Origin of the sequence: Auraticoccus cholistanensis (genome assembly GCF_009742705.1) — a bacterium.
Lineage (GTDB): Bacteria > Actinomycetota > Actinomycetes > Propionibacteriales > Propionibacteriaceae > Auraticoccus > Auraticoccus cholistanensis.
Map to the genome: position 1 here is coordinate 327237 of NZ_WPCU01000010.1, position 18871 is coordinate 346107.

Consider the following 18871-nt stretch of genomic DNA (forward strand, 5'->3'; position numbering starts at 1 on the left):
TCCGGTGCCGTGGCCGCCGGCTTCCTCCCCGACCCGGCCGAGCCGCTGTCGGCCGGCTTCCGGGCCGCGGTGCAGACCGTGCTCACCACCTTCCTGGACGGCCAGCGCCCGCTGCTCGAGGGCATCGGCCCCGAGCTCGACCCGGTGCTGGCCATGGCCCGCAGCCTGACCGCCGGCGGGAAGCGGCTGCGGCCGGCCTTCTGCCTGTGGGGCCACGCCGCGGTGGGCGGGGACCCCGGCGACCCCGACGTGCTGGCGGCGGCGGCCAGCCTGGACCTGCTGCACGTCAGCGCGCTGGTGCACGACGACCTCATCGACGGCTCCGACACCCGTCGCGGACAGCCGGCGGCGCACCGCCGCTTCGAGGCGCTGCACGCCGGGTCCGGCTGGCGGGGCACCGGGACGGCGCTGGGCCAGGCGGGTGCGGTGCTGCTGGGCGACCTGCTGGTGATGTGGTCGGTGGAGCTGCTCGAGCGGGCCGTGCTGCGGCTGGGACGGCCCCACGAGGCGCTGCAGCTGGCCCAGCTGATGCGCACCGAGGTCACCTGCGGGCAGTACCTGGACGTGGTGGCCCAGGTCAGCCCGCTGCGCGAGGGCGGCGACCGCGCCGCCGTGGACCGCGCCCACCGGGTCGTGGAGCACAAGTCCGCCCGCTACACCGTCACCCGTCCGCTGCAGCTGGGCGCGGCCCTGTCCGGTCCGCTGCCGGCGGCGACCCGGGAGGCGCTGCAGCAGTACGGCAGCCACGTCGGCCGGGCCTTCCAGTTCCGCGACGACGTGCTGGGGGTCTTCGGCGACGAGGCCGTCACCGGCAAGCCCGCCGGGGACGACCTGAGGGAGGGCAAGCAGACCCTGCTGCTGGCCGAGGCGCGCGCCGGGCTGGCCGGTGCGGGGCTGGCCCGACTCGACGCGCTCGTCGGCCGTCCCGACCTCGACGCGGATGGTGTGGCCGAGGCCCGCGACCTGATCGAGGCCAGCGGGGCGCTGACCCGGCTGGAGACCCTGATCGAGGACCACGGCCGGCAGGGGCTGGCCGCGCTGTCCGGCGGAGCGCTGGCCGAGGACGGCCGGGTGGCGCTGGAGCAGCTGGCGCACGCCGCGCTGCGCCGCAGCTCCTAGCCGCCGCCCGCCTGCAGCAGCAGCACGGCGAACGGCGGGGTCGAGGCGGCGCGCCGGCCGAGCACGTCCAGCAGCCGCCGCCACGCCTCGGGCTCGGCGACCACGAGCTCGTCCCAGCCCGTCCACAGCAGCGCCGTGGGTGCGTCGAGGTCGGCCAGCACGTCCCACAGCGCGTCGAGGTTGGCGCCGTAGCGGCGGGGTCCCAGCGCGGCGCCCAGCCCGGCGTGGAGCTGTGCCGCGGTGGCGGCCCGCACCGTCAGCACCGACCAGCCGGCCGCCGCCAGCTCGCCGGCGACGACGTCGGGCTCGCCGAGCACCCGCAGCACGCCCCCGGCGTCGCCGCGGCGCAGACCCGCGAGGGCGTCCTGGTCGCTCACCGCTGGATCCTGGCGAAGGACGCGTAGTGGTCCTCGGTCCAGAAGAAGAGGGTGTCGTCGTCGCCGGTGACGATGCGGCGGGCGCCGCGGTCGTCCTCGCCGGGCGTGGGCACCGTGTACTCCCGGTACCAGCCGCGGGGGCGCTCGGGCAGCAGCCCCTCGAAGTTGTTGAAGGTGCGTCCGTCCGCCTCGTAGCGGAAGGGGCCGCCGGCGTCGATGAGGGCGAGCACCTCGCCCGCCTCGGGCGGCAGCTGCTCCACCGGCACCCAGGGCAGACCCGTCTGCGGGTCCACGTCGGTGCCGACCTGCTCCTGGTCGCGGGGGGCGCTGCCCGGCCCGCCGCCGGACGACGACGCGCTGGCGGTCGGGCCGGGCGGGGGCCCGGCGGCCGGGTCGTCCGGTCCGCCCAGCGTGCCGCCGAGCAGGCCCAGCGCCGCCAGCGCGACGACCACGGCGACCGCCACCAGCGCCCGCAGCGCCGCGCGGCCGCGGCGCTCAGCCACCACGGCGGTCCTCCCGCTCAGCCGCCACGGCGCTCGTGCCCGGCTCCGGCGCGGTGGCCGCCGAGGGGGCGGGCGCTGCCCTTGAGCACGAGCCCCGACGCGGTCATCGCGGGGTCGTCGCGCCAGGCCTGGTTGAGCCGGGACTTCAGGGCGTGGGCGGCGGCCCGGGGGTCGTCGGCCCGGGTGATGGCCCGCACCACCACGACCCGGCGGGCCCCGGCCACCAGCACGTCCTCGAGGTTGGTCTGGTCGATGCCGCCGATGGCGAACCACGGCTTGCTGGCCGGGTCGTGCGGCGGCGCCTGGACGGCGGCCGCCCGCACCAGGTCGAGCCCGGCGGGGACGTAGTCGGGCTTGGTCGGGGTGGCCCACACCGGGCCGACGCAGAAGTAGTCCACCTCGGGGTCGGCGTCGGCGGCGCGCATCTGCTCCGGGGTGTGGGTGGAGCGCCCGATCCGGGCCCAGCGGTGCAGGTGGCGGCGGGCCTCGGCCGGCGGCGCGTCGGTCTGGCCCAGGTGGAGCACGTCGGCGGCGAAGCGCCCGGCCAGCACCGGGTCGTCGTTCACGCTGACCAGCGCCTGGTGCGGGGCGGCGGCCCGCCGGGCCTGCTGCAGCACCTCCAGCTCGCGCTCGGGGTCCAGCCCCTTCTCGCGGACCTGCAGGACGTCCACCCCGCCGGCGAAGACCTCCGCGGCGAAGTCGGCGAAGTCGCCCTGCTCCGCACGGGTGTCGGTGCACAGGTAGAGCCTGGCCATCCGCAGCCGGGTGTCCACGCCCGTCAGAGCCGTCATGCCCGCCAGCCTAGTGCGCTCCCCGGTTTCCGCCCGGGGCCGCTGGGTAGCGTCCGGAAGACCGAGCAGTCCGACGAAGGAGGCGACGTGCCGCGTTCCAGCATCAAGGACGAGGAGACGTACGAGGCCCTGCGCGAGGACGGGGCCTCCAAGGAGAAGGCCGCCCGGATCGCCAACGCGAGCGCCGGGCAGGGTCGCAAGCAGGTCGGCAGCAAGGGCGGCTCGTCCCCCTCCTACGAGGAGTGGACGGTCGACGACCTGCGCAGCCGGGCCAAGGAGCTGGGCCTGAGCGGCTACTCGCGGCAGAAGAAGTCCGAGCTGATCGACAACCTGCGCAACCACTGACCGGTCGAGCGCACCGACCCCGACACCGAGGAGCAGAACCCGTGAACCAGCCAGCCCAGCAGCAGGAGCACCCCGGCCACCAGGTCCAGATGGACCCCGTGCCCGACTGCGGCGAGGAGAGCTACGTCGGGCACGGCCGGTTGGAGGGCCGTCGGGCCCTGATCACCGGCGCGGACAGCGGCATCGGCCGCGCGGTGGCCATCGCCTTCGCCCGCGAGGGCGCCGACGTGGTGATCTCCTACCTCAGCGAGGACGACGACGCCGAGTCCACCGCCCAGTACGTCCGCGACGCCGGCCGCAAGGCGGTGCTGGTCCGCGGTGACATCTCCGACCCGGCGCTGTGCCGCTCGCTGGTCAGCCGGACCGTCGAGGAGCTCGGCGGGATCGACATCGTCGTCAACAACGCGGCCTACCAGATGACCCACGAGACGCTGGAGGAGATCAGCGACGAGGAGTGGGACCACACCGTGGCCACGAACATCTCGGCCATGTTCCACATCGTCAAGGCCGCGCTGCCGCACCTGGGCGAGGGGTCGGCCATCGTCAACAGCTCCTCGGTGAACAGCGACATGCCGAGCCCGACGCTGGCCCCGTACGCCATGACGAAGGCGGCCATCGCCAACTTCAGCGCGTCCCTGGCCCAGCTGCTGGGTCCGCGTGGCATCCGCGTCAACAGCGTGGCCCCCGGGCCGATCTGGACCCCGCTGATCCCGGCCACCATGCCGCCGGAGAAGGTCGAGCAGTTCGGCAGCGACACCCCGCTGGGCCGTGCCGGCCAGCCGGCCGAGCTCGCCCCGGTCTACGTGCTGCTCGCCTCCGACGAGGGCAGCTACATCTCCGGTGCCCGGGTGGCCGTCACCGGCGGGCGCCCGATCCTCTGACCCGGTCGCACCGCGCCCCGCGCCGGGCCGGTCTCCCTAGGATGTCGGGGTGCTCCACACCCTGATCGTCGGCGGCGGTCTCATCGGCACCGCCACCGCCTGGAGGCTGGCCCAGCGCGGGCACCGGGTCACCGTGGTGGCCGGGGACCGCAGCCGGGCCGCCTCCCAGGTGGCCGCCGGGATGCTGGCCCCCGTCACCGAGTCCACCTTCACCGAGACGCCGCTGATGGCGCTCAACCTGGCCTCGCTGGAGCGCTGGGACGCCTTCGCCACCGAGCTCGCCGAGGCCGGCGGCCGAGACCCGGGGCTGCACCGCCACCCCACCGTCTCCGTCGCCGCGACGCCCGACGACGCCGCCCGGCTGCGCGACCTCGCCCGCTGGCTGGCCGACCAGGGCCAGGACTGCCGCCCGCTCACCAGCCGGGAGCTCCGCACCACCGAGCCGCTGCTCGGACCCGCCGTGCGCTCCGGGCTGCTGGTGGAGCGTGACTGGAGCTGCGACAACCGGCGGCTGTGGCTGGCCCTGCAGGCCGCCGCCGAGCGGGCCGGCGTGCGCACCGTGGCCGGCAGCGTCACCGCCGTCGAGCACGACGGCGACCGGGTCACCGGGGTCCGCACCGACGGCGGCGAGCTGCTGCCCGCCGACCGCGTGGTGCTGGCCAGCGGCGCCTGGGCCGGCGGCCACGAGCTGCCCTTCGAGCTGCCGGTGCGACCGGTCAAGGGGCAGATCCTGCGGCTCGCGGCCGGCGACCTGCCCCGGCTCTCGACGACCGTCCGGGCGTTCAGCCAGGGCTTCGAGGTGTACCTCGTCCCCCGCTCCGACGGGGAGGTCGTGGTGGGGGCGACCGTGGAGGAGCTCGGCTTCGACGAGCGGGTGACCGCGGGCGGGGTCTACGAGCTGCTCCGCGACGCCCGCCGGGTGGTGCCGGTGAGCGCGGAGTACGAGCTGACCGAGTGCCGGGTGGGCTGGCGGCCCGGCACCCCCGACAACGCCCCGGTCCTGGGTCCCAGCCCGCTGGAGGGGCTGGAGCTGGCCGTGGGCATGCACCGCAACGGCGTGCTGCTGACCCCGCTGGTCGCCGAGCTGGTGGCCCGGTCGGTCGCCGGGGACGGGCTGGACCCGCTGGCCCGGCCGTTCACCCTCGCCCGCTTCGCCGGCTGAGCCTGGCACGGTGTTTGCCCGGGGCGGCGGCGGAGGAGGATGATGGACGCCGGCCCGGGCGCCCGCAGACCGCGGGACGGCGGACCTGGAGGAGGACTGTGCAGATCGAGCTGAACGGCCAGCCCCGCGAGCTGCCGGAGGGCACCTCCGTCGCCGAGCTGATCGCGGACCTCCCGCACCGCGGGGTCGCGGTCGCGGTCGACGGGGTGGTGGTCCCCCGCAGCCGCCACGACCAGGAGCGGCTCACCGACGGCGCCCGCGTCGAGGTCGTCACGGCGGTGCAGGGTGGCTGAGGCGACGCTGCAGGCCGAGCGCCTCGACGACCCGCTGGTGGTCGCCGGCCGTGAGCTCGGCTCCCGGCTGGTGATGGGCACCGGCGGCGCCCCCAGCCTGGAGGTGCTCGAGCGGGCGCTGGTGGCCTCGGGCACCGAGCTCACCACCGTGGCGCTGCGCCGGGTCGACCCCGGGGCGCGGGGCACCGTCCTCGAGGTGCTGGACCGCCTCGGCATCGCCGTGCTGCCCAACACCGCCGGCTGCTTCACCGCCGCCGAGGCGGTGCTGACCGCCCAGCTGGGCCGTGAGGCGCTCGGCACCGACTGGGTCAAGCTGGAGGTCATCGCCGACGAGGTGACCCTGCTGCCGGACCCGGTGGAGACCCTGGAGGCCGCCGAGCGGCTGGTGGCCGACGGCTTCGTGGTGCTCCCCTACACCAACGACGATCCGGTGCTGGCCCGCCGGCTGGAAGACGCCGGGTGCGCGGCGGTGATGCCGCTGGGCGCCCCGATCGGCTCCGGCCTGGGCATCCGCAACCCCCACAACATCGAGATGATCGTCGAGCGCGCCACGGTCCCGGTCGTCCTGGACGCCGGCATCGGCACCGCCTCCGAGGCGGCCCTGGCCATGGAGCTCGGCTGCGACGCGGTGCTGCTGGCCTCGGCCGTCACGCGGGCCCACGACCCGGTCCGGATGGCCACCGCGATGCGGCACGCCGTGCAGGCGGGACGGCTGGCCGCCGGCGCCGGCCGGATCCCGGTGCGGCGCTACGCCGAGGCCTCCTCGGCCATGGAGGGCCGCATCGACTGACCGACCGGCTCCCCGCCGGCGGCCGCGCCGGGGCGGCGCGTCCTGTCGGTGTTCTGTGGTAGTGGCACCTATGCTCGCTCGCAGGGCTGACACGGCCTTCTTCCCCGACCGTGTACGGAGCTGACGTGACCATGACCAGCATGCGCGACCCCCTCGTGGGTCACGCCCTGGACGGTCGCTACCAGATCCTCGAACGGGCCGCCCGCGGCGGCATGGCCACGGTGTACCGCGCCCTCGACACCCGGCTGCAGCGGATCGTCGCGGTCAAGGTGATGCACGAGGGCCTGGGCGAGGACACCGACTTCGTCCGCAAGTTCGACCGCGAGGCCCGGGCCGCCGCCCGGCTCTCCCACCCCAACGTGGTCTCCGTCTTCGACCAGGGCCACGGCTCGGACCTCGGCGGCACCGGGCGTCCCTACATCGTGATGGAGTTCGTCGAGGGCACCACGCTGCGCTCGGTCATCTCCCGGGACGCGCCGCTGACCCCGCTGCGCACGCTCGACCTGCTCGACCCCGTCCTCTCCGCGCTGTCGGCCGCCCACGCCCACCACCTGGTGCACCGGGACGTGAAGCCGGAGAACGTGCTGATCTCCGACCGCGGCCAGGTCAAGGTCGCCGACTTCGGGCTGGCCAAGGCCATCAGCGCCCAGACCAGCACCGCCACCGCCGGGGTGCTGATCGGCACCGTCTCCTACGTGCCGCCGGAGCTGGTGGTGCACGGCAGCGCCGACACCCGCGCCGACGTCTACAGCTTCGGCATCGTGCTGTTCGAGATGCTCACCGGGCGCAAGCCGCACACCGGCGACTCCCCGTACGAGGTGGTCTTCGCCCACGTCAACAAGGACGTCCCGGCCCCCTCCTCGGTCACCTCCTCCTCGTGGCGGATCTCCCGCGACGCGATCCCGCCCTACCTGGACGCCCTGGTGCGGGTGGCCTGCGCCCGCGACCCCGAGCAGCGCCCGCGGGACGCCCGCGTGCTGCAGGCGATGCTGCGGGAGAGCCGCGAGGCGCTGCTGACCGGCGTCATGGACGACCCCGAGCTGACCGCCCGGATGGGCGACCCGCTGCTGTTCACCGACCAGGCGACCGCGGCCCCGACGCTGCCCCCGCCCAGCTCCCCCGTCTCTCCCCCACACGGGCTCGCGGCACCCGTGCCCGCCCCGGAGCCGCCGCCGGCCACCCCTCCGGCGCGCACCCGCACGACCTTCACCGAGTCCGACACCGTCGTGCCGGCCCTGCCCCAGCCCCACCAGCCCCGCCCGGCCCAACCGCGCACGCACCAGCCCCGCACGCCGGCGCAGCGGCACCGGGCACCCCGCCAGCCTCCCGCCGCCCGCACCCCGGCGCGGCGCCACCCCGAGCGCCCACCGCTGCGGCAGCGCTTCGACGCCCGCGCCCGGGCGCGACGGCGGCGCGGCGTGGTGGTGCTGCTGCTGGTGCTGCTGCTCACCGTCGGGGTCGCCGTCGGCGCCTGGTGGACGGCCTCCGGCCGGTGGACCGCGGTGCCGCCGCTCACCGGGCTCGAGCGGGCCGAGGTGCTCAGCGCCGCCGAGCGCGGCGACCTGACGGTGACCTTCGCCCAGGACTACAGCGAGACCGTCCCCGCGGGGCAGGTCATGGCGGTGGTGCCCCCGCCCGGTGAGCGGGTGCTGCTGGGCAGCGCCGTGGAGGCCGTGCTCTCCCGCGGGCCCGAGCGCCACGCGGTGCCCGAGGTCGTCGGCACCGACGAGGACGCCGCCCGGCGGGCGCTCGCCGAGGCCACCCTGGTCGTCGGCACGGTCGAGCGGGCCTGGAGCGAGACCGTCCCGGCCGGAGCCGTCGTCGAGGCGGGCGTCGACGCCGGGCAGCAGGTCCGGCGCGGCACCACGGTCGACCTGGTGGTCTCCCGGGGACGCCAGCCCCTCGAGATCGAGGACCGCACCGGCGAGCCGGCCGGGCAGGCCGCCGCCGCGCTGGAGGACGACGGCTTCCGGGTGGAGGTCTCCGAGGAGCACTCCACCACCGTCCCCGAGGGCACGGTGATGGCGCAGACGCCCGCGGGTGGCACCGGCCACCGGGGCGACCAGGTGCGGCTCACCGTGTCCCTGGAGCCGCGGATGGTGACCGTCCCCAACGTGCAGCGGATGGGTGTGGAGGCCGCCACCGAGACCCTGCAGGAGGCCGGCTTCGAGGTCGAGACCGCCCCGGTCGAGACCAACCACCTCGGTCTGGGCTACGTGGCCGAGGCCGACCCCGGGTTCGGCGCGAAGGCCCCCGAGGGCTCGACCATCACCCTGTTCCTGGTCTGAGCGCAGCCGTCGCGGCGCCTAGGCTGTGCGGGTGCCCCGTCCCCGGATGCAGGCCCTCGCGATGGCCTCGCTGCTCGTCATGGCCGCCATCTGGGGCTCCACCTTCTTCCTGATCAAGGACGTCGTCACCCGCGTCCCGGTCACCGACATGCTCGTCGTGCGCTTCGCCCTCGCCACCGCCGCCGTCGCGCTGGTGCTGGGGCTGCGCCGCCAGCTGGTGCTGACCCGCGACGTGGTGGTGCCGGGGACGCTGCTCGGGCTGGTCTTCGGAGCCGCGCAGGTGCTGCAGACCTACGGCCTGGAGCGGACCTCGGCCTCCATCTCCGGCTTCGTCACCGGGCTGTACGTGGTGATCACCCCGCTGCTCACCTGGGTGCTGCTGCGCCACCGCGTCGGCACGCTGACCTGGGTGGCGGTGCTGCTGGCCACCCTCGGGCTCGGGGTGCTCTCCCTGGACGGGTTCACCGTCTCCCCCGGCGCGCTGCTGACCCTGGCGAGCGCGGTCTGCTACGCGCTGCACATCGTCGGCCTGGGCCGCTGGAGCGACCCCCGCACCGCGCTGTCGATGACGGCCGTCCAGCTCGCGGTGGTGACCCTGGTGTGCCTGCCGCCGGCGCTGCTGGACGGGGTGCAGCTGCCGGCCACGGCACCGGACTGGGGGCGGGTGCTCTACCTCGCCCTGGTCGCCGGCGCGCTGACCATGCTGCTGCAGACCTGGGCGCAGTCCCAGGTGCCCGCCACCCGGGCGGCGGTGGTGATGAGCATGGAGCCGGTGTTCGGCGCGCTGTTCGCCGTGGCCCTGGGTGGTGAGGTGTTCACCTGGCGGATCACCGTGGGCGGGCTGTCCATCCTGGCCGCGATGTACCTGGTCGAGCTGTCCCCGCTGCTGCGGCGGCCCCGGCGGGGCGACCCCCCGGTGCGGCACCCTGAGGAGTCCGGAGCCGGGGACCGAGGAGGATCGTGGACGCTTCGCAGCTGATGGTCTGGCTGGTCGTCGCCCTGGTGGCGGCCGGCGTCGTGGTGGCCGTCGTGCTGGCGGTCCGCCGCCACCGCTGGATCCAGTCGCTGAAGGAGCGGGGCTGGCGCTTCGTCGACAACCCGAAGCTGGAGTCGGTGCTGACGCTGTCGTGCCCGCCCTTCGGCCAGGGCTTCCGGCGCGACGTGGACGACCAGGTGCTCGGCGAGGCGGGACCCGCACGCACCCCGTTCCAGGTGGTCGAGTACCGCAGCGAGCACGGCTCGCACCGGGTGGCCGCCCTCCGCCTCCCGCTCCCGCTGCCGGAGCTGCACGTCAGCAGCGGCCCCTCGCCCCGCGTCGGCGTGGCGGCCGCACCCCACCCCCACCCGCGCTGGCAGGTCCGCACCGACGACCCGGCCTTCGCCGACACCGTGCTCCGGGCGGCCGCCGGGCCGCTGGAGGCGCTGGCCGCCCTCGGCCCGGTCGACCTGTCGGTGGACGGGCAGGACCTGGTGGCCCTCGGCGTCCCGCGCGAGGCCGACGAGCTGGCTCCGCTGCTGGAGGCCCTGGCGGCGGTGGTGGCCTCGCTGCCGCCGCAGGAGCTGGAGCGGTTCCGCCAGCCCGACCCCGAGCACCGCTTCCGCTTCTACCGCCGGCCGGACTGGGTCTTCCACGGCGACCGCGACGACATGCTGTCGCGGGTCCGGCACACCCGCGGCGGGTTCGGCCACCAGGCCGAGCAGGTGGTGACCGGCACCGGTCAGGGGCTGCCGTTCATCGCGCTGCGTCACCGCTGGAAGACCCAGCGCACGGTCGTGGAGAGCGACGGCAAGGGCGGCACCCGCACCCGGACGGTGACCGACCACCACTCCGAGGACCTGTTCGAGATGACCCTGCCGGCCCCGTGGCCGCTGCTCGGCGTCGGCGGCGGCGGCTGGTTCCGCCCGGGCGAGAAGGTCGAGCTCGAGTGGGAGCAGTTCAACGACCGGTTCCCGGTCCGCAGCACCCACCCGCGCTTCGCCTACGACGTGCTGCACCCCCGGCAGATGGAGTACCTGATGGCCGCCGCCCCGCCGGCCTTCGAGGTCGACGGCACCGTGCTGCGGGTCTCGTCCCAGCACGACAGCGAGTGGCTGTGGCGCACCGTCGACGTGCTGACCGGCTTCCTGGCCCGCGTCCCGGGCTGGGTCTGGAAGAACGTCGGGGCCGCCGAGCCCCCGCCGTTCACCCGCGCCGAGCTCGGCTGAGAGCCCACCCGGCGCGCCGTCAGAGGGTGCGTGGACGCCCGTCGGCCAGGTCGAGCACCTCGGTGTCGGTCAGCTCGGAGAAGCGGCCCACCACCATGCTGCGGCCGATCTCGTTCACCAGCCGGTCGTGGATGGGGAAGGCCCGGGCGGCACCGACCGCGCGGATGAAGTCGACGTGCTCCTTCATGGCCGCCCACGGTGCCTGCGTCGGCACCGCCAGCACGTCCACCCCCGTCGGCACGGCCGCCAGCGAGTCACCGGGGTGGAACAGCGTCGGCTCGCCCTCGCTGCGCAGCACCAGCCCGATGTTGCCGACCATGGGGATGTCGCGGTGGATGACCGCGTGGTCGCCGCCGACCGCCTCCACCCCGACCGCGCCGAGGTCGACGGCGTCCCCGGCGGCCAGCCGCGTCACCCGCTCCTCCGCCACGCCCAGGTCGACCGCCTCGGGCACGCCCGGCTCGACCACCACGCGGGCCTCCGGGTTGGCGGCCAGCAGGGCCGGCACCCGTGCCGGGTCGACGTGGTCGGGGTGCAGGTGGGTGATCAGCACGGCGTCGAGGTCGACCAGCCCGTGCCACCCGTCGGAGAAGGCACCGGGGTCGACCAGCAGCCGGGTGCCGCCGGACTCGACCAGCACGGCGGAGTGACCGAGGTGGGTGATCTGCATGCCCCCAACGTAGCGGCCCGGCAGCGACCGGACAGGATGGTCGGGTGATCAGGATCGGCATCTCGGGCTGGAACTACCGCGGCTGGCGAGGCTCCTTCTACCCGCCCGGGCTGCCCCAGCGCCGCGAGCTGGCCCACGCCGCCGAGCAGCTGGACACCATCGAGGTCAACGGCACCTTCTACTCCCTGCAGCGCGCCACCAGCTTCGCCCGCTGGCGCGCCGAGGCGGGCGAGGACTTCGTCTTCTCGGTCAAGGGTCCCCGCTTCGTCACCCACATGAAGCGGCTGCGCGACGTGGACACCCCGCTGGCCAACTTCTTCGCCTCCGGGGTGCTGCTGCTGGGCCCCACCCTGGGACCGGTGCTGTGGCAGCTGCCGCCCACGCTGCCCTTCGACGTCGCGCTGCTGGAGGACTTCCTGTCCCGGCTGCCGCGGACCTGCGGAGAGGCGGCCGAGCTGGCCTCGCGCCACGACGAGCGGCTGTCCGGGGACCGGCTGGCCACCGTGGCCGAGCGTCCCGAGCAGCGGATCCGCCACGCCCTGGAGGTGCGCCACGAGAGCTTCCGGGGCGACGCGCTGCTGGAGCTGGCCCGGCGTCACGACGTGGCCCTGGTGACCAGCGACGCCCCGCGCCGGTGGCCGGTGATCGAGACGCTGACCTCCGACCACGCCTACGTCCGGCTGCACGGCGACACCGAGCTGTACGCCAGCGGCTACACCGACGTGGCGCTGGACCGGTGGGCGGTCAAGGTGCGGGACTGGCACGACCAGGTCGGCTGCGTGCACGTGTACTTCGACAACGACGCCAAGGGCCACGCGCCCTTCGACGCGCTCAAGCTGCGCGCGCGGCTGAGCTGAGCACCCGGCCCAGCACCTCGCCGGCCCGGCGGCACTCCTCGGTGCTGACGTCGCGGTGGGTCACCGCCCGGACCGTCCGCGGCCCGACGGCGCCCACCACGACACCCTGCTCCGCGGCGGCGGCGACCACCTCACGGGCGGTCGTCGCACCGGTGCGCAGCGCGACGATGTTGGTCTGCACCGCGGCGGGGTCGACCGCGTCCGGAGCGCGTCCGGCCACCACCTCGGCCAGCAGCCGCGCGTTCTCGTGGTCGGTGGCCAGGTCGGGCAGGTGGTGGTCCAGCGCGTGCAGGCAGGCCGCGGCGAGCACGCCGGCCTGGCGCCAGCCGCCGCCGAGCCGCTTGCGCCACACCCGGGCCCGGGCGACCGTCTCGGCGGAGCCGACCAGCACCGAGCCGACCGGGGCGCCCATCCCCTTGGAGTAGCAGACGCTGACGGTGTCGAAGAGCCGGCCGTACTCCGACATCGCCACACCGCTGGCCACGTGCGCGTTCCACAGCCGGGCGCCGTCCAGGTGGCGGCCGATCCCGTACCCGGCCGCCCGCTCGGTGACCTCACGCAGGTGCGCCAGCGGCTGCACCGTGCCGCCGGCGAAGTTGTGGGTGTTCTCCAGCGCGACCGCGCCGGTGCTGACCAGGTAGGGGCCGGCGTCGGGTGAGAGCAGCTCGTCGACCTGCTCCAGGGTGGTGACCCCGCCCTCGCTGGGCCAGGTGCGCATCGTGACCCCGAAGACCGCCGCGTGCGCCCCCATCTCGGCCCGCGCGATGTGGGCCGCGGAGTCGCAGAGCACCTCCTGGCCCGGCTCGACCAGCGCGCGGACACCGAGCAGGTTGGACAGCGACCCGGTGGCGCAGTACAGCCCGGCCTCGTGACCCAGCAGCTCGGCGGTGCGACGCTCCAGCTCCTGCACCGTGGGGTCCTCGTCGTAGACGTCGTCCCCCACCGGCGCGGTGGTCATCGCCGCCAGCATGGCCGGCGTGGGACGGGTCAGGGTGTCGCTGCGCAGGTCGACGCGAGCGGGAGCGGGACTCATCTGCTCAGAAGTCGATCGGGGTGTAGGACTGCACCGGGTTGACCCGCTTGATCCGCCCGTCGGTCAGCCGCTCCGACACCTTGAAGGCGAGCTCCAGGGACTGGTTGCGGTTGAGCCGGGGGTCGCAGGCGGTCTCGTAGCGGGTGCCCAGGTCAGCCTCGGCCAGCAGCTCGGCACCACCGACGCACTCGGTGACGTCGTCGCCGGTCAGCTCCACGTGCAGCCCGCCCGGCCAGGTGCCCAGCCGGTCGTGCACGTCGAAGAAGCCGTCGACCTCCTCGACGACGTCGGAGAAGGCGCGGGTCTTGTAGCCGTTGGCGGCCTCGAAGGTGTTGCCGTGCATCGGGTCGCAGACCCAGGCCACCTTGCGCCCGGAGGCCTCCACCGCCTCGATCACCGGGGGCAGACCCTCGCGGATCCGGCCGGCGCCGAAGCGGGTGATGAAGGTCAGCCGGCCGGGCTCGCGGTCGGGGTCGAGGGCGTCGGCCAGGGCCAGCGCCTGCTCACCGGTGGTGGTCGGGCCCAGCTTGACCCCGATCGGGTTGCGGACGTGGCGCAGCAGCTCCACGTGGGCGCCGTCGAGCTGGCGGGTCCGCTCCCCGATCCACAGCATGTGCCCCGACACGTCGTAGGGCTGCTTGGTGCGGGAGTCGATGCGGGTCAGGGCCTGCTCGTACTCCAGCAGCAGCGCCTCGTGGGAGGCGTAGAAGTCGACCGTGGCGAACACGTCGTCGTCGATGCCGCACGCCACCATGAAGGCCAGCGCCCGCTCGATCTCGGCCACCAGGTGCTCGTAGCGCTCGTTGACCCCGGTGGTGCGCACGAAGTCGGCGTTCCAGCTGTGCGCGCTGCGCAGGTGGGCGAAGCCGCCGCCGAGCAGGGCCCGCGACAGGTTCAGGGTCGCCGCCGAGGCGTTGTAGACGTCCAGCAGCCGGCGCGGGTCGGGCCGGCGGGCCTCGGGGGTGAAGTCGAAGCCGTTGACCGCGTCGCCGCGGAAGGCGGGCAGCGTGACGTCCCCGCGGGTCTCGGTGTCCTTGGAGCGGGGCTTGGCGTACTGACCCGCGATCCGACCGATCTTGACGATCGGCACCTGCGCGGCGTAGGTCATCACCACGGCCATGCTCAGCAGCGTCCGCAGCTTGCCCTGGATGTTGGCCGCCGTCACGCCGTCGAAGGTCTCGGCGCAGTCACCGCCCTGGAGCACGAAGGCCTCACCGGCCGCGACCTTGGCCAGGTCGGCGCGCAGGTCGTCGCACTCGCCGGCGAAGACCAGCGGCGGACGCAGCCGCAGCTCCTCCACCACCGCCTTGACCTCGGCCGGATCGGGATAGCCCGGCTGCTGCGCGGGGTTCAGTGCGTGCAGCTCTTCGAGGGAGGGGATCCGGTCAGACACGCAGGACAGGCTACGCGCCGCGCACGAACCGCCCCCCTGCCGCCACGGGCTGGGACGCCGCCCGGCCCGGCGCCGCCCGGACCCGGGCGGACCTCAGTCGTCGTGGTGGATGCCCCGCTCGATGGCGTACAGCGCCAGCTCGACGCGGTTGTGCAGCTGCAGCTTGCGCAGCACGTTCTGCACGTGGTTCTGCACCGTGCGGTGGGAGACGAACAGGCTCTCGGCGATCTCGCGGTAGGCCAGCCCCTTGGCCACCAGCCGCAGCACCTCGACCTCGCGGGTGGTCAGCACCGGACCCTGGTCGTTGTGCTCCTCTGCCCGGGTGACCATCCGGCGGAACTCCCCCAGCACCAGCCCGGCCAGCCCCGGGGTGAACACGGCGTCACCGAGGGCGGTGCGCCGGACGCCGTCGAGCAGCTCCTCCGGCGAGGCGGACTTGACCAGGTAGCCGCGGGCGCCGGCCTTGACCGCCCGCAGCACGTCGTCGCGCTCGCCGCTGGCGGAGATCACGAGCACGTGCAGCCCGGGGAACTCCTTGAGCAGCAGCTCGGTGCAGGTGGCGCCGTCCGGCCCGGGGATCTGCAGGTCCATCACGATCACCTCCGGGCGGGCCGCGCGGGCCCGCCGCAGCGCCTCCTCACCGGTCCCGGCGGTGGCCACGATCTCGAACCCGTGCTCGGTCAGGTCGGCGCCGAGGGCCTCCAGCCACATCGGGTGGTCGTCGACCAGCATCACCCGCCGCGGCATCTCCGTCGTCTCGCTCACTGCGCCCTCCCTCCTGGGATCCGGAACTCCCACTCCACGCCCCGTCCGGGGGCGGTGCGCAGGGTGGCCACGCCGCCGAGGTCGGAGACCCGGCTGCGGATCGAGTGGCGCACCCCGAACCGGCCGCGCCGGTGGGCGTCCTCGAAGTCCTCCAGCTGCCCGCCGACGCCGTTGTCGCGCACGCTCACCACCACGTCCTCGCCCTCGCGCTCCAGCAGCACCCAGGCCTTGGCCCCCGGTCCGGCGTGACGGGCGACGTTGGTGAGCACCTCCGAGACCGCCTGGTCGAGCTCGGCGGCCACCTCGTTGTCGACCAGCACCCGCCCGGCGGGGGTGGAGATGGTCACCGACGCGGAGGCGTGCCGGTCCAGCACCGCGGCGAGGTCGGCCACGGTGACGTCGATGTCGTCCTCGCCGTGGTCGCTCTGCAGCAGCCGTCGCAGCTCCACCTCCTGCTGCCGGGCCGCGGTGGCCATCAGCAGCCCGCGGGGGCCGAAGGAGGGCGCGTCCCGCTCGACCAGGGCCAGCACCTGCAGCACGCCGTCGTGCACCAGCCGCGACAGCCGGGCCCGCTCGGCCATCGCGGCGGCGCTCGCGGTGATCCGCTCCCGCTCGCAGGTGGAGCGGCGCAGCGCGGCCACCAGGTAGCCGAGCCCCCCGGTGAGCAGCACGAAGCCGAGCTTGCCGCCCCAGTTCGCCACCTCGGTGCTGGTCATCGCGGCCAGGTCGACCACGGAGACCAGCACGGCCGCGAGCACCCCCCAGGACCAGTCCCGCCACAGCGCCAGGGCCATCGGGGCGCTGGCCGTCCACAGCGGCACCACCGACTGCTCGCTCCCCGGACCCAGCACCCACGGGCTCAGCGCGACCAGGACCAGGGTGGCCACCAGGTCCAGGACGAGCACCCAGGTCCGGCGCCGGGCGGGTGAGGCGTAGCTCCACAGCGTGAAGGCGGTCCACGCCGAGACCGCCAGCATCACCGCCACCAGCACCGCCGGGTGGGCCACGGACGGCAGCCGGACGGCGTCCACCGCGAGCACGTAGACCAGCGCGGTGACCCGGACCAGCGCGTAGCCGCGGAAGATCTCCGGGACGTCCATCACGTCGGCGGCTCCTGGCCCCGGCCCGGGCGGGGCTTGCGGGGGGCGTACACGTCGACGTACTCCTGGCCGCTGAGCTCCATGATGGCGTAGACGATCTCGTCGGTGACCGAGCGCAGCACGAACCGGTCGTCCTCCATGCCCTCGTAGCGGGAGAAGTCCAGCGGCTTGCCGAAGCGCACGATGGGCGAGACCACCCGGCTGATGATGCGCCCGGGCGGGGCTATCACGTCGGTGCCGACGAGCGCCGTGGGCACCACCGGCACCCGCGCGGTGAGGGCCAGCCGCGCCACCCCGGTGCGGCCCTTGTAGAGCCGGCCGTCCGGCGAGCGGGTGCCCTCGGGGAAGATGCCGAACAGCTCCCCGCGCCGCAGCACCCGCAGGCCGGCGTCGATGGCGGCCATCGAGGCCTTGCCGCCGGAGCGGTCGACCGGGACCTGCCCGGTGCCGGCGAAGAAGCGACGCTGCGCCCAGCCCTTGACCCCGACACCGGTGAAGTAGTCGGACTTCGCCGCGAAGGTGATCCGCCGCTCGATGGCAATGGGCATGAAGAGCCAGTCCACGAACGAGAGGTGGTTCGCGGCCAGGATGGCGGGCCCGTGGCGGGGCACGTTGTGCTCCCCCTCCACCTCCGGGCGGAAGACGCGGTTGACCACCGGGCCGAGGACGCCGCGGAGCACGGAGTAGACCGCGCGCCCACCGCCCTCGCCCAGGCGGGCCAGGTCGGGGCGCTCAGGCACCGTCGGCGCCCGCCCCGGCGGCCACCGGCACCGGCGGCTTGGTCGTCCCCAGACCCGGACGGGCCAGCACCTTGTCGGCCAGGTCCGCCTCGCTGAGGGCGCCGGTCTTGACGCTGGAGGCGTAGACGTCGACGTACTCCTGGCCGGTCAGCTCCTGGATGGCGGCCATGATCTCGTCGGTCACCCACCGCAGCACCTCCCGGCTGGGGGTGGTGCCCCGGTACTCCGAGAAGTCCAGCGGCCGCCCGATCCGGATGCCGGGACGGTGCATCATCGGCACCCCGAGCGGCCCGCGGTGGATCTCGGAGCTGACCAGGCCGACCGGCAGCACCGGCGCCTCGCCGCTGAGCACCAGCCGGGCCACCCCCGTCTTGCCCTTGTAGAGCCGTCCGTCCGGCGACCGGGTGCCCTCGGGGTAGATGCCCAGCACCAGCCCGGTGCGGCGCAGGTGCTCGTTGACCGCCTCCAGACTCCCCACGCTGGCCCGCCCGCCGGAGCGGTCCATCGGCTGGATGCCCACGGTGCGCAGGAACCAGGCGACGAGCTTGGCCGCCGGCCCCTTGCCCCGGGCGTCGAAGATCTCGGCCTTGGCCGGGAAGGTCATCTGGCGCGGCAGCATGGCGGGGGTGACGAGGGTGTCGCCCCAGGAGACGTGGTTGCTGACCAGGATCACCGGACCGCTGCTGGGGACGTTCTCCACGCCCTCGATCCAGGGGCGCCACAGCAGCCGGATGACCGGCCGGAAGAGCAGGGTCTTGAAGACGGTGTACGGGTGCACGACAACCTCCTGGTCCTGCGCGATCTTAGTGCGCGCGGACCGGCACCCCGCCCGCTCGGGTGCCCGCACCCCCTCACGGGTCACGGACCGGCCACGATGTGGCCGATCGGCCGCGGCACCCGACCCACCCGGCACTAGCATCGCGGTGTGGGGATCAGGAGCAGCCGCGGACGCCCGGCCGTCGAGCAGCACCGGGTGCGCCCGGAGGCAGAGCCCTTCGCCGCCGAGGGCGACGACGTCGGCGTCCTGGTGTGCCACGGCTTCACCGGCACGCCGTGGTCGATGCGGCCGCTGGCCGAGCACCTGGCCCGCAGCGGTCGCACCGTCGTGCTCCCCCGGCTCCCCGGTCACGGCACCTCCTGGCAGGAGCTGAACGAGACCACCTGGAACGACTGGTACGCCTGCGTCGAGCAGGAGTTCAACCTGCTGCGGCGGCGCTGCCGCCAGGTGTTCCTGGTCGGGCTGAGCATGGGCGGCGCGCTGGTGCTGCGGACCGCCGAGCGCTACGGCCAGGACGTCGCCGGCGTGGTGCTGGTGAACCCGGCCATCGCGAGCGGCGACCGCCGGCTGCTGGCGCTGCCGCTGCTGCGGCGGGTGACCAGCTCGCTGCCCGGCATCACCGACGACATCAAGAAGGAGGGCGTCACCGAGCACGGCTACACCCGCACCCCGCTGCGGGCGCTCGCCTCCACGGTGGAGCTGTGGCGCGACGTCCGCGCCGAGCTGCACCGGGTGCACCAGCCGCTGCTCGTGTTCCGCTCCAGGGTCGACCACGTCGTCG

21 protein-coding genes are annotated in these 18871 nt (G+C 74.7%); 11 read left to right on the forward strand and 10 right to left on the reverse strand.

The features are described from left to right. Positions 1–9 precede the first annotated feature (9 nt). On the forward strand, positions 10–1119 hold the full coding sequence (locus tag GC722_RS15010) for a polyprenyl synthetase family protein (protein ID WP_408609324.1): 1110 nt from the start codon (positions 10–12) through the stop codon (positions 1117–1119). Here GC722_RS15010 and GC722_RS18600 read toward each other — a convergent pair. The 3 genes from GC722_RS18600 to thiE are packed head-to-tail and all read right to left on the reverse strand — an operon-like array spanning position 1116 to position 2790. Further along, positions 1116–1496 (reverse strand): barstar family protein, encoded by a 381-nt coding sequence (locus GC722_RS18600; protein WP_197430192.1) that lies wholly within the window; start codon positions 1494–1496, stop codon positions 1116–1118. The two genes, GC722_RS15010 and GC722_RS18600, sit on opposite strands and share 4 nt — an antisense overlap. Further along, a complete protein-coding gene (locus GC722_RS15020; protein ID WP_331714905.1) occupies positions 1493–1999 on the reverse strand; it encodes a ribonuclease domain-containing protein in 507 nt (168 codons plus the stop codon). Before GC722_RS15020 ends, GC722_RS18600 begins: the two co-directional genes overlap by 4 nt. Positions 2000–2016: 17 nt before the next feature. Further along, complete coding sequence (thiE, locus tag GC722_RS15025) at positions 2017–2790, reverse strand: thiamine phosphate synthase (RefSeq protein WP_156611488.1); 774 nt, start codon at positions 2788–2790, stop codon at positions 2017–2019. Between the two features lie 87 nt (positions 2791–2877). Here thiE and GC722_RS15030 point away from each other — a divergent pair, with 87 nt between their 5' ends. From GC722_RS15030 to GC722_RS15065, 8 genes are all read left to right on the forward strand, one after another. After that, positions 2878–3135: a DUF7218 family protein gene (locus tag GC722_RS15030; protein ID WP_331714906.1), complete on the forward strand. Its 258-nt coding sequence runs from the start codon at positions 2878–2880 to the stop codon at positions 3133–3135. Positions 3136–3176: 41 nt separating this feature from the next. After that, a complete protein-coding gene (locus GC722_RS15035) occupies positions 3177–4016 on the forward strand; it encodes a glucose 1-dehydrogenase (protein ID WP_331714907.1) in 840 nt (279 codons plus the stop codon). A gap of 49 nt (positions 4017–4065) precedes the next feature. Continuing rightward, positions 4066–5178: a glycine oxidase ThiO gene (thiO, locus tag GC722_RS15040; protein WP_331714908.1), complete on the forward strand. Its 1113-nt coding sequence runs from the start codon at positions 4066–4068 to the stop codon at positions 5176–5178. A gap of 98 nt (positions 5179–5276) precedes the next feature. Next, complete coding sequence (gene thiS / locus GC722_RS18605; protein ID WP_331714909.1) at positions 5277–5471, forward strand: sulfur carrier protein ThiS; 195 nt, start codon at positions 5277–5279, stop codon at positions 5469–5471. Beyond that, positions 5464–6261, forward strand: coding sequence for a thiazole synthase (locus tag GC722_RS15050; RefSeq protein ID WP_331714910.1), 798 nt, complete (start codon positions 5464–5466; stop codon positions 6259–6261). The genes thiS and GC722_RS15050 overlap by 8 nt, the downstream gene beginning before the upstream one ends. Before the next feature lie 140 nt (positions 6262–6401). Further along, on the forward strand, positions 6402–8549 hold the full coding sequence (locus GC722_RS15055; RefSeq protein WP_231747890.1) for a Stk1 family PASTA domain-containing Ser/Thr kinase: 2148 nt from the start codon (positions 6402–6404) through the stop codon (positions 8547–8549). A 31-nt stretch (positions 8550–8580) separates the two neighbouring features. Further along, on the forward strand, positions 8581–9528 hold the full coding sequence (locus tag GC722_RS15060) for a DMT family transporter (protein WP_331714911.1): 948 nt from the start codon (positions 8581–8583) through the stop codon (positions 9526–9528). Continuing rightward, positions 9510–10754: a hypothetical protein gene (locus GC722_RS15065; RefSeq protein WP_156611494.1), complete on the forward strand. Its 1245-nt coding sequence runs from the start codon at positions 9510–9512 to the stop codon at positions 10752–10754. Before GC722_RS15060 ends, GC722_RS15065 begins: the two co-directional genes overlap by 19 nt. Positions 10755–10773: 19 nt before the next feature. Here the strand turns inward: GC722_RS15065 and GC722_RS15070 are convergent, their stop codons facing one another. Continuing rightward, positions 10774–11424 carry an MBL fold metallo-hydrolase gene (locus GC722_RS15070; protein ID WP_156611496.1) on the reverse strand — a complete coding sequence of 217 codons (651 nt, stop codon included), beginning with the start codon at positions 11422–11424 and terminating at the stop codon, positions 10774–10776. Positions 11425–11468: 44 nt separating this feature from the next. Between GC722_RS15070 and GC722_RS15075 the strand changes: the two genes are divergently transcribed. Continuing rightward, positions 11469–12281: a DUF72 domain-containing protein gene (locus tag GC722_RS15075; protein WP_331714912.1), complete on the forward strand. Its 813-nt coding sequence runs from the start codon at positions 11469–11471 to the stop codon at positions 12279–12281. On the opposite strand, the gene GC722_RS15080 is transcribed toward GC722_RS15075, so the two are convergent. From GC722_RS15080 to GC722_RS15105, 6 genes are all read right to left on the reverse strand, one after another. Then, a complete protein-coding gene (locus GC722_RS15080; RefSeq protein WP_156611498.1) occupies positions 12256–13314 on the reverse strand; it encodes a threonine aldolase family protein in 1059 nt (352 codons plus the stop codon). The genes GC722_RS15075 and GC722_RS15080 overlap by 26 nt on opposite strands. Before the next feature lie 4 nt (positions 13315–13318). Next, the gene (locus tag GC722_RS15085) at positions 13319–14707 is read right to left on the reverse strand and encodes a class II 3-deoxy-7-phosphoheptulonate synthase (RefSeq protein WP_331714913.1); all 1389 of its coding nucleotides are present in this window, start codon (positions 14705–14707) and stop codon (positions 13319–13321) included. Positions 14708–14800: 93 nt separating this feature from the next. Beyond that, on the reverse strand, positions 14801–15454 hold the full coding sequence (locus tag GC722_RS15090) for a response regulator (protein ID WP_156612084.1): 654 nt from the start codon (positions 15452–15454) through the stop codon (positions 14801–14803). Between the two features lie 14 nt (positions 15455–15468). After that, complete coding sequence (gene macS / locus GC722_RS15095) at positions 15469–16572, reverse strand: MacS family sensor histidine kinase (RefSeq protein ID WP_231747965.1); 1104 nt, start codon at positions 16570–16572, stop codon at positions 15469–15471. After that, positions 16572–17312: a lysophospholipid acyltransferase family protein gene (locus GC722_RS15100; RefSeq protein ID WP_331714914.1), complete on the reverse strand. Its 741-nt coding sequence runs from the start codon at positions 17310–17312 to the stop codon at positions 16572–16574. Before GC722_RS15100 ends, macS begins: the two co-directional genes overlap by 1 nt. Continuing rightward, positions 17305–18090 carry a lysophospholipid acyltransferase family protein gene (locus tag GC722_RS15105; protein ID WP_331714915.1) on the reverse strand — a complete coding sequence of 262 codons (786 nt, stop codon included), beginning with the start codon at positions 18088–18090 and terminating at the stop codon, positions 17305–17307. The genes GC722_RS15100 and GC722_RS15105 overlap by 8 nt, the downstream gene beginning before the upstream one ends. A 147-nt stretch (positions 18091–18237) precedes the next feature. Between GC722_RS15105 and GC722_RS15110 the strand changes: the two genes are divergently transcribed. Next, positions 18238–18871, forward strand: a 634-nt coding sequence (locus GC722_RS15110) for an alpha/beta hydrolase (protein WP_331714916.1), incomplete at its 3' end; no start/stop codon positions are given.

What these genes read in the sequence shown, in the direction of transcription:
- thiE (WP_156611488.1), bottom strand. Translation starts at nt 2,790, where the DNA reads ATGACGGCTCTGACGGGCGTGGACACCCGGCTGCGGATGGCCAGGCTC.
- GC722_RS15055 (WP_231747890.1), top strand. Translation starts at nt 6,402, where the DNA reads ATGCGCGACCCCCTCGTGGGTCACGCCCTGGACGGTCGCTACCAGATC.
- GC722_RS15070 (WP_156611496.1), bottom strand. Translation starts at nt 11,424, where the DNA reads ATGCAGATCACCCACCTCGGTCACTCCGCCGTGCTGGTCGAGTCCGGC.
- GC722_RS15080 (WP_156611498.1), bottom strand. Translation starts at nt 13,314, where the DNA reads ATGAGTCCCGCTCCCGCTCGCGTCGACCTGCGCAGCGACACCCTGACC.
- GC722_RS15090 (WP_156612084.1), bottom strand. Translation starts at nt 15,454, where the DNA reads ATGCCGCGGCGGGTGATGCTGGTCGACGACCACCCGATGTGGCTGGAG.
- macS (WP_231747965.1), bottom strand. Translation starts at nt 16,572, where the DNA reads ATGGACGTCCCGGAGATCTTCCGCGGCTACGCGCTGGTCCGGGTCACC.